This is a genomic window from Albimonas sp., from assembly GCF_055129145.1.
This window is the reverse complement of sequence record NZ_JBSRTQ010000188.1, coordinates 1-7,120: the sequence shown is the minus strand read 5'-3', so window position 1 is coordinate 7,120 and position 7,120 is coordinate 1. Positions and strand designations below refer to the sequence as shown.

Annotated in this window: 6 protein-coding genes and 1 riboswitch; all 6 genes read left to right on the top strand. The window is 73.1% G+C overall.

Translation table 11 applies throughout. The annotated features are described in order from the left end of the window. Positions 1–386: precorrin-6A/cobalt-precorrin-6A reductase (locus ACTB72_RS19510; protein WP_463038685.1), on the top strand; the 386-nt coding region annotated here is incomplete at its 5' end. A gap of 59 nt (positions 387–445) precedes the next feature. Then, positions 446–679, top strand: a riboswitch (cobalamin riboswitch). A 37-nt stretch (positions 680–716) separates the two neighbouring features. Then, positions 717–1,394, top strand: coding sequence for an energy-coupling factor ABC transporter permease (locus ACTB72_RS19505; RefSeq protein ID WP_463038684.1), 678 nt, complete (start codon positions 717–719; stop codon positions 1,392–1,394). A 111-nt stretch (positions 1,395–1,505) separates the two neighbouring features. Beyond that, positions 1,506–2,594, top strand: a complete 1,089-nt coding sequence (gene cobW / locus ACTB72_RS19500) for a cobalamin biosynthesis protein CobW (protein ID WP_463038683.1) — start codon at positions 1,506–1,508, stop codon at positions 2,592–2,594. Then, positions 2,594–6,289: a cobaltochelatase subunit CobN gene (gene cobN, locus ACTB72_RS19495; protein WP_463038682.1), complete on the top strand. Its 3,696-nt coding sequence runs from the start codon at positions 2,594–2,596 to the stop codon at positions 6,287–6,289. The genes cobW and cobN overlap by 1 nt, the downstream gene beginning before the upstream one ends. After that, a complete protein-coding gene (locus tag ACTB72_RS19490) occupies positions 6,286–6,684 on the top strand; it encodes a GFA family protein (protein WP_463038681.1) in 399 nt (132 codons plus the stop codon). The genes cobN and ACTB72_RS19490 overlap by 4 nt, the downstream gene beginning before the upstream one ends. Then, entirely contained in the window at positions 6,681–7,028 is a 348-nt protein-coding gene (locus ACTB72_RS19485; RefSeq protein WP_463038680.1) for a low molecular weight protein tyrosine phosphatase family protein, read from the top strand. Before ACTB72_RS19490 ends, ACTB72_RS19485 begins: the two co-directional genes overlap by 4 nt. Positions 7,029–7,120: the final 92 nt, after the last annotated feature.

Sequence of the window (7,120 nt, the reverse complement as noted above, 5' to 3'; positions counted from 1 at the left end):
TGCCGGGGGGGGCGCGGGCGCTTGCGGCGACCGGGCGCGGCTCCGCCCCCGCCCTCGCCGCCGGCCTGCGCGAGGGGGCGCCCGGCCTGCGCCTCTGGCTGCGGGTGGCCGAGGCCGGCCCGGTCGCGGGCCTGCCCGACACCGTCGGCGTCATCGCCGCCCGCCCGCCGCATCCCGAGGCGGCGGAGCGCGAGCTGCTCTCGCGCCTCGCCATCACCCACCTGATCGCCCGCGATTCGGGTGGGCCGGACGGCGCCAAGCTCGGCGTCGCCGCGGCGATGGGCTTGCAGGTGCTGCTGATCGCCCGACCCGCCCCGCCGGAGGGGGAGACCTTCGAGGACCCCGCCGCCGCCGCCGACTGGCTGCGTGCGCGGCTCGGGCTCTGACCCTCCTCCCCCCGCCTACCCGGCGGCCGTCGCCGCTTGACAGCGCGGTCCGCGTGGCGGAATTGTGAGGCGCGCACGGTTCCGACGGGTGGGCTTCAGCCTGCCCCGGATCAAAACGGGAATGCGGACAGGACCGACCCAACCAGGGGGTCCGATGCCGCAGCCGCCCCCGCGACTGTATGCGGCGAGCGCGCTCCAACAGCCACCGGAAACGGGAAGGCGGGGCGCGCGTGGGAGGGATCGCCCCCCCCGAAGCCGTGAGCCAGGAGACCTGCCGCGCGTCGCTGCAACCCCAGAGCTCGTCCGGGTGGGACGAGACAGGAGCATGACATGCATATCGAACCCGGCGTCGTCGACGGCGCCAAGATCGTTCTCAGCTACGCCACCGCGGCGGCCGCGTCGGGCTTCGGCCTCAAGCTCGCCGTCGACGCGCTGCGCGAAAAGGGCGCCGTCTCGCTGGCCGCCCGCGCGCTCGCCGCGACCGCGCTGACCTTCGGCTTCTTCGAGATGCTGCCGCACTGGCCGGTGGGCGTGTCGGAGGTTCACCTGATCCTCGGCTCGACCCTGTTCCTGATCTTCGGGGCCGCCCCCGCGGCGCTTGGCCTCGCGCTCGGCCTGCTGATCCAGGGCGTGCTTTTCGCGCCCTTCGACCTGCCCCAGTACGGCATGAACGTCACCACGCTGCTGGTCCCGCTCTTCGCGCTGCGCGCGCTGGCGACCCGGATCATCGCGCCGAACACCGCCTATGTGGACCTGAGCTACATGCAGGCCCTCAAGCTCTCCACCGCCTATCAGGGCGGCGTGGTGGCCTGGGTCGGGTTCTGGGCGCTCTACGGTCACGGGTTCGAGGCGACGAACCTCGCCGCCATCGCCTCCTTCGGCGGGGCCTACATGCTGGTGGTGGCGATCGAGCCGCTGGTCGACCTCGCGGTGCTCGGCGCCGCCAAGGGCGCCCGCGGTCTGGGCCGCACCGGCCTGGTCACGCCGCGGCTGTTCTCCGCCGCCTGACCTTCTCGACCTGATCCCACGACGCCGGCGCGGAACCCCCGCGCCGGCCCGGATTTCGCGATGCGCGGCGGGGCCCTCCCCGCCGTGCTCCGGCTTTTTGGGAGACCTTTCATGGCCAAGATCCCCGCCACCGTGATCACCGGCTTCCTCGGCGCCGGCAAGACCACGCTCGTCCGCCACCTGCTGACCCACGCCCATGGCCGCCGCATCGCGCTGATCGTCAACGAGTTCGGAGAGCTCGGCGTCGACGGCGAGATCCTGCGCGGCTGCGGGATCGAGAATTGCGCCGATGAGGATGTGGTGGAGCTGGCCAACGGCTGCATCTGCTGCACCGTGGCCGACGACTTCCTGCCCGCGATGACCGCGCTGCTCGACCGGCCGAACCCGCCGGAGCATATCGTGATCGAGACCTCCGGCCTCGCCCTGCCGCAACCGCTGATCCGCGCCTTCAACTGGCCCGAGGTCCGCAACCGCCTGACGGTCGACGGCGTGGTGGTGGTGGTCGACGGGCCGGCGGTGGCCGCCGGCCGTTTCGCCGCGGACGAGGCCAAGGTCGACGCGCAGCGCGCGGCCGACGATTCCATCGACCACGAGACGCCGCTCTCCGAGCTCTTCGAAGATCAGCTCGCCTGCGCCGACATGATCGTGGTGAACAAGGCCGACCTGATGGACGGCGGCGCCTCGGCGCTGGCCGAGACCCTGCGCGGCCGCGCCCGGCGCGGCGTGCAGGTGATCGAGGCGTCGATGGGCGCCGTCGATCCCGCCGTGCTGCTCGGCCTCGGCGTCGGGGCCGAGGCGGACATGGAGGCGCGCCACGAGGTGCACCACCATCACCACCACGACGACGACGATGATGACCACGACGACGACCACCATGAGCACGAGCACGGCCATGACGCGTTCGAGAGCTTTTCGGTGGACCTGCCCGAGCTTCCCGACCCCGCCGCCTTCCAGCGCGCGGTGTCCGAAACCATCGCCGCCCATGACCTGCTCCGCGTGAAGGGTTTTTGCGCGGTCTCCGGAAAGCCCCTGCGGCTGCTGCTCCAGGCGGTCGGCCCGCGGGTGGATGCGCATTACGACCGGCCCTTCGCGGGTCACGAGGCTCGGGCGACCCGGCTGGTGGTGATCGGCCTCGCCGGCGTCGACCAGGCGGCGGTGACCGCGGCCTTCCAGGCGGCGGCGCGCGCGCAGGCCGCCTGATGCACCTGCTCGCCGCCCAGTCGGGCGAGATCTCGGACGGGACCGAGCCGGTCGATCCCGGTCAGGACCCTGCCGACGTGGTGTTCGTGTCCGCGGCGGATGCGGAGCTGGCGGCGATGTCCGCCGCCCGCGCCCGGCTGGCGGAGGGCGGGGAGGCGCCGTCGCTCCGCCTCGCCTCGCTGGGCTGGCTGGCGCATCCCTATTCGGTGGACCTCTACCTCGACCGGACGGCGACGCGGTCCCGGCTGGTCATCGCCCGCGTGCTCGGGGGCGTCGGCTACTGGCGCTACGGGCTGGAGCAATTCGCCGCCCGGCTGCACGCGGCGGGCGTCCCCTTCGCGGCGCTGCCCGGCGACGACAAGCCCGACGAGACCCTGCAGCGGCTCTCCACCGTCTCCCCCGAAGACTATTCGGCGCTCTGGGCCTATGCGGTGGAGGGCGGGCCGCAGAACGCCGCCAACCTGCTGCGCCACGCCCGCGCCATGCTGGGCGAGGGGCCGGCCCCCGAACCCGCCCGCCCCCTTTTGCGCGCGGGCCATCTCGGCCACCCCGCGCCCGGCTGGATCGAGGGCGCGCCCGTCGCCGCCATCGTCGTCTACCGCGCGCTGGTCCAGGGCGCCGGCCTCGCCCCGGTCGAAGCGCTGTGCGCGGCGTTTCGCGCGCGAAACGTGAACCCGCTGCCGCTCTTCGTCGCCTCCCTGAAAGACCCGGTGTCTGCGGCGACGCTGGACGCGATTTTCGCGCAGACCCCGCCGGATGTGGTTGTGAACCTGACCAGCTTCGCGGTCGGCTCGCCCGACGGGGGCGGGACCGGCACGGTGCTCGACCGGACCGGCGCGCCGGTGCTGCAGGCGGTGCTGGCGGCGGGGACGGAAGCGGCGTGGGAAGGGGGGCTGCGCGGCCTCTCCCCCCGCGACATCGCGATGAACGTGGCGCTGCCGGAGGTGGACGGCCGGATCCTCAGCCGCGCCATCGGCTTCAAGGACGCGGCCTTCCGCGACGAGGCCGCCCAGTGCCCGATCACCACCTGGCGGGCGCGGCCCGACCGGGTGGATTTCGTCGCCGACCTCGCCGCCAACTGGGCGCGGCTGGCCCGCACCCCGGCGGCGGCGCGGCGGGTGGGGATCGTGCTCGCGAACTATCCCAACAAGGACGGGCGGCTCGCCAATGGCGTCGGGCTGGACACGCCCGCCGCCACCGTGGGCGTGCTGCGGGCGCTGGCCGAGGCGGGCTATGGGGTGGCGCACGCCCCGGAAACGTCCGAGGCGCTGATGGACGCGATCCTCGCCGGTCCCACCAACTGGCTGCCTGACCGTGCGGCGCGCGATGGCGGCGTGCGCCTCAGCCTCGACGCCTACCGCGCCGCCTACGCCCGCCTTCCCGCCGCCGCCCGCGCAGCGGTCGAGGCCCGCTGGGGCGCGCCCGAGACCGACCCGTTCCTCGGCCCCGACGGCTTCGCGCTGTCGATCCTCGACTTCGGAAACGTCGTCGTCGGCATCCAGCCGGCGCGGGGCTACAACATCGACCCGGAGGCGACCTATCACGCCCCCGACCTGGTCCCGCCGCACAACTACCTCGCCTTCTACCTGTGGCTCCGCGGCGCGTTCGGCGCCCATGCGCTGGTCCACATGGGCAAGCACGGCAACCTCGAATGGCTGCCCGGCAAGGCGCTGGGTCTGTCGGAGGCCTGCTTCCCGGAAGTCGCGCTCGGGCCTCTCCCCCACCTCTACCCGTTCATCGTCAACGATCCCGGCGAGGGCACTCAGGCCAAGCGGCGCGCCCAGGCGGTGATCGTCGATCACCTGACCCCGCCGCTGACCCGGGCCGAGACCTATGGCGACCTGCGCGCGCTCGAATCCCTCGTCGACGAGTATTACGAGGCCGCCGGCGTCGACCCCCGACGGATCGGCCACCTGCGGGCCGAGATCCTGTCGCTGATGTCCGCCACCGGGCTGGATGTCGACGCGGGGGTGACGGACGGCGAGGATGCCGACGCCCGCCTCCAGAAACTCGACGCCTATCTGTGCGAGCTGAAGGAGAGCCAGATCCGCGACGGCCTCCACATCTTTGGCAGCTCGCCCGAGGGCCGGCTCGCCCGGGACCTCGCCGTCGCGCTCGCCCGCGTGCCGCGCGGGCAGGGGAAGGGCGGCGACGCCTCCCTGATCCGGGCGCTGGCCGTCGATTTCGGCCTGGCGTTCGACCCGCTCGATTGCCCGATGGCCGAGCCGTGGGCCGGCCCTCGCCCCGCCGTGCTGATGGCCCTCACCGAGGACCCGTGGCGCAGCATGGGCGACGCGGTGGAGCGGCTTGAACTTTTCGCCTGCGCGCTGGTCGACGGCGAGGCCGAGGCCCCCGGCCCCGCGTCCGCCGCCGTGATGGCCGAGATCGACACGCGCATCCGCCCGGCCCTGCAAACCTCCGGTCCGGCGGAGATGGCGGGGCTGCTGCGGGGGCTGTCGGGGAAATTTCTCGCCCCCGGGCCATCCGGCGCCCCGACCCGAGGTCGGCTCGACGTGCTCCCGACAGGCCGGAACTTCTATTCGGTCGACAGCCGCGCGGTGCCGACCCGCACCGCCTGGGCGCTCGGCTGGCGGTCCGCGGAGGCGCTGATCGAGCGGCATCTGCAGGACGAAGGCGACTGGCCCCGCGCCATGGCCCTGACCGCCTGGGGCACCGCCAACATGCGAACGGGGGGCGACGACATCGCCCAGGCGCTGGCGCTGATGGGGGCGCGGCCGGTCTGGGACGACGCCTCGCGAAGGGTGACGGGGTTCGAGATCATTCCGATCACCGCGTTGGGCCGGCCTCGGGTCGACGTCACCCTTCGCGTCTCCGGCTTCTTCCGCGACGCGTTCCCGGCGCAGATGGACCTCGTCGCCTCCGCCGCCACCGACATCATGCGTCTCGACGAATCCGAGGCCGACAACCCCGCCGCCGCCCGGTTTCGCGCCGAAGCCGCCATCCTCGGCGAGACCCGCGCGGCGCGGCGCGTCTTCGGCTCCAAGCCCGGCGCCTATGGGGCCGGCCTGCAGGCGATGATCGATGAAAAGCTGTGGGAGCGGCGCGACGACCTCGCCGCCGCCTTCCTCGACTGGGGCGGCTACGCCTATGGGGCGGGCGAGGAGGGCGCCGCGGCCCGCGACGACTTCGCCACCCGCCTCTCCCAGGCCGACGCGGTGGTGCAGAACCAGGACAACCGCGAGCACGACATTCTGGACTCGGACGACTACTACCAGTTCGAAGGCGGCATGGCGGCGACCGTCGAAACCCTCCGCGGCGAAGCCCCGCGCATCTGGCACAACGACCATTCCCGCCCCGAACGCCCGGTGATCCGCACGCTCGACGAAGAAATCGGCCGTGTGATCCGCGCCCGCGCCGTCAATCCCAAGTGGATCGATGGCGTCAAGCGCCACGGCTACAAGGGCGCGTTCGAGATCGCGGCGACGGTCGACTACCTCTTCGCCTTCGCCGCCACCACCCATGCGGTGCGCGACCACCATTTCGATCTGGTCCACGCGGCCTATCTTGAGGACGAGGACACCCGCGCCTTCATCGAGGACGCCAATCCCGCCGCGCTGCGCGAGATCGCCCAGCGGCTGGAGGAGGCGATCGAGCGCGGGCTGTGGCGACCGCGGTCGAATTCGGCCCGCGCGCTGCTCGAACGCCTCGCCGCCCCGGAAAGGAGCGTGGAATGACCGACGACCCTGCACGAACCGGACGCTGCCAGTGCGGCGCCTGCCGCTTCGCCTTCGACGGCGCGCCGAACTGGGTCGCGCATTGCCATTGCGAAAGCTGCCGGCGAGCCACCGGCGCGGCCTTCGCCACCTATGTCGGGGTTCCCGACGGGGCCTGGCGCTGGACGGGAGAGACGCCCGCGACGTGGGAAAGCTCCCCCGGCACGCGCTGGCTGCGCTGCCCCCGATGCGGAACGCTCGTCGCCTACGACGCGGACCGCTACGGGCCGGAGATCCACTTCCTGCTTGCGCTCGTCGACGACCCCTCCGGTCTGAGCCCTGCCGAACATTCGCGCTGGGCTGAACGGGTCGACTGGCTCGATCTGCGCGACGCCCTGCCGAAAGGCCCCGAATGATCCGCGCGCTCTTCGTCTCCGGCCTCGCCCGCAACCGCGCGGCCACCGCGGCCCAGACCTTCGAGGGCTGGCCCGGCGTGCGCACCGACTTCGCCGGGCTGAGCCAGGGCACCGACAGCCCGCTCGCGCCCGACCAGATCGACTGGGCGGGTCGGATCTACGTGTTCGAGAAACGGCAGAAGGCGGCGCTGAACGCCCGCTTCGGGGCGCGGATGCGGGGGCGGGCGGTGCTCGACCTCGACATTCCCGACCTCTACACCTTCATGCAGCCCGAGCTGATCCAGCTTCTGAACGACCGGCTGGGGGCCGAGCTGCGCGCCGCCGCAAAGGGAGACGCACGATGACCAACGCCCCCGCCACCCCTGACGAAACCCCGCCGCCGCCGCCCGTCGAGTCTCCGCCCGGCGGCCCGTCGGAGGCCCCGCCCGCGCCGCCG

Bases quoted from the DNA above. Each gene is read 5' to 3' on its own strand.
- ACTB72_RS19485 (WP_463038680.1), top strand. From the start codon at position 6,681: ATGATCCGCGCGCTCTTCGTCTCCGGCCTCGCCCGCAACCGCGCGGCC.
- cobW (WP_463038683.1), top strand. From the start codon at position 1,506: ATGGCCAAGATCCCCGCCACCGTGATCACCGGCTTCCTCGGCGCCGGC.
- ACTB72_RS19505 (WP_463038684.1), top strand. From the start codon at position 717: ATGCATATCGAACCCGGCGTCGTCGACGGCGCCAAGATCGTTCTCAGC.
- ACTB72_RS19490 (WP_463038681.1), top strand. From the start codon at position 6,286: ATGACCGACGACCCTGCACGAACCGGACGCTGCCAGTGCGGCGCCTGC.
- cobN (WP_463038682.1), top strand. From the start codon at position 2,594: ATGCACCTGCTCGCCGCCCAGTCGGGCGAGATCTCGGACGGGACCGAG.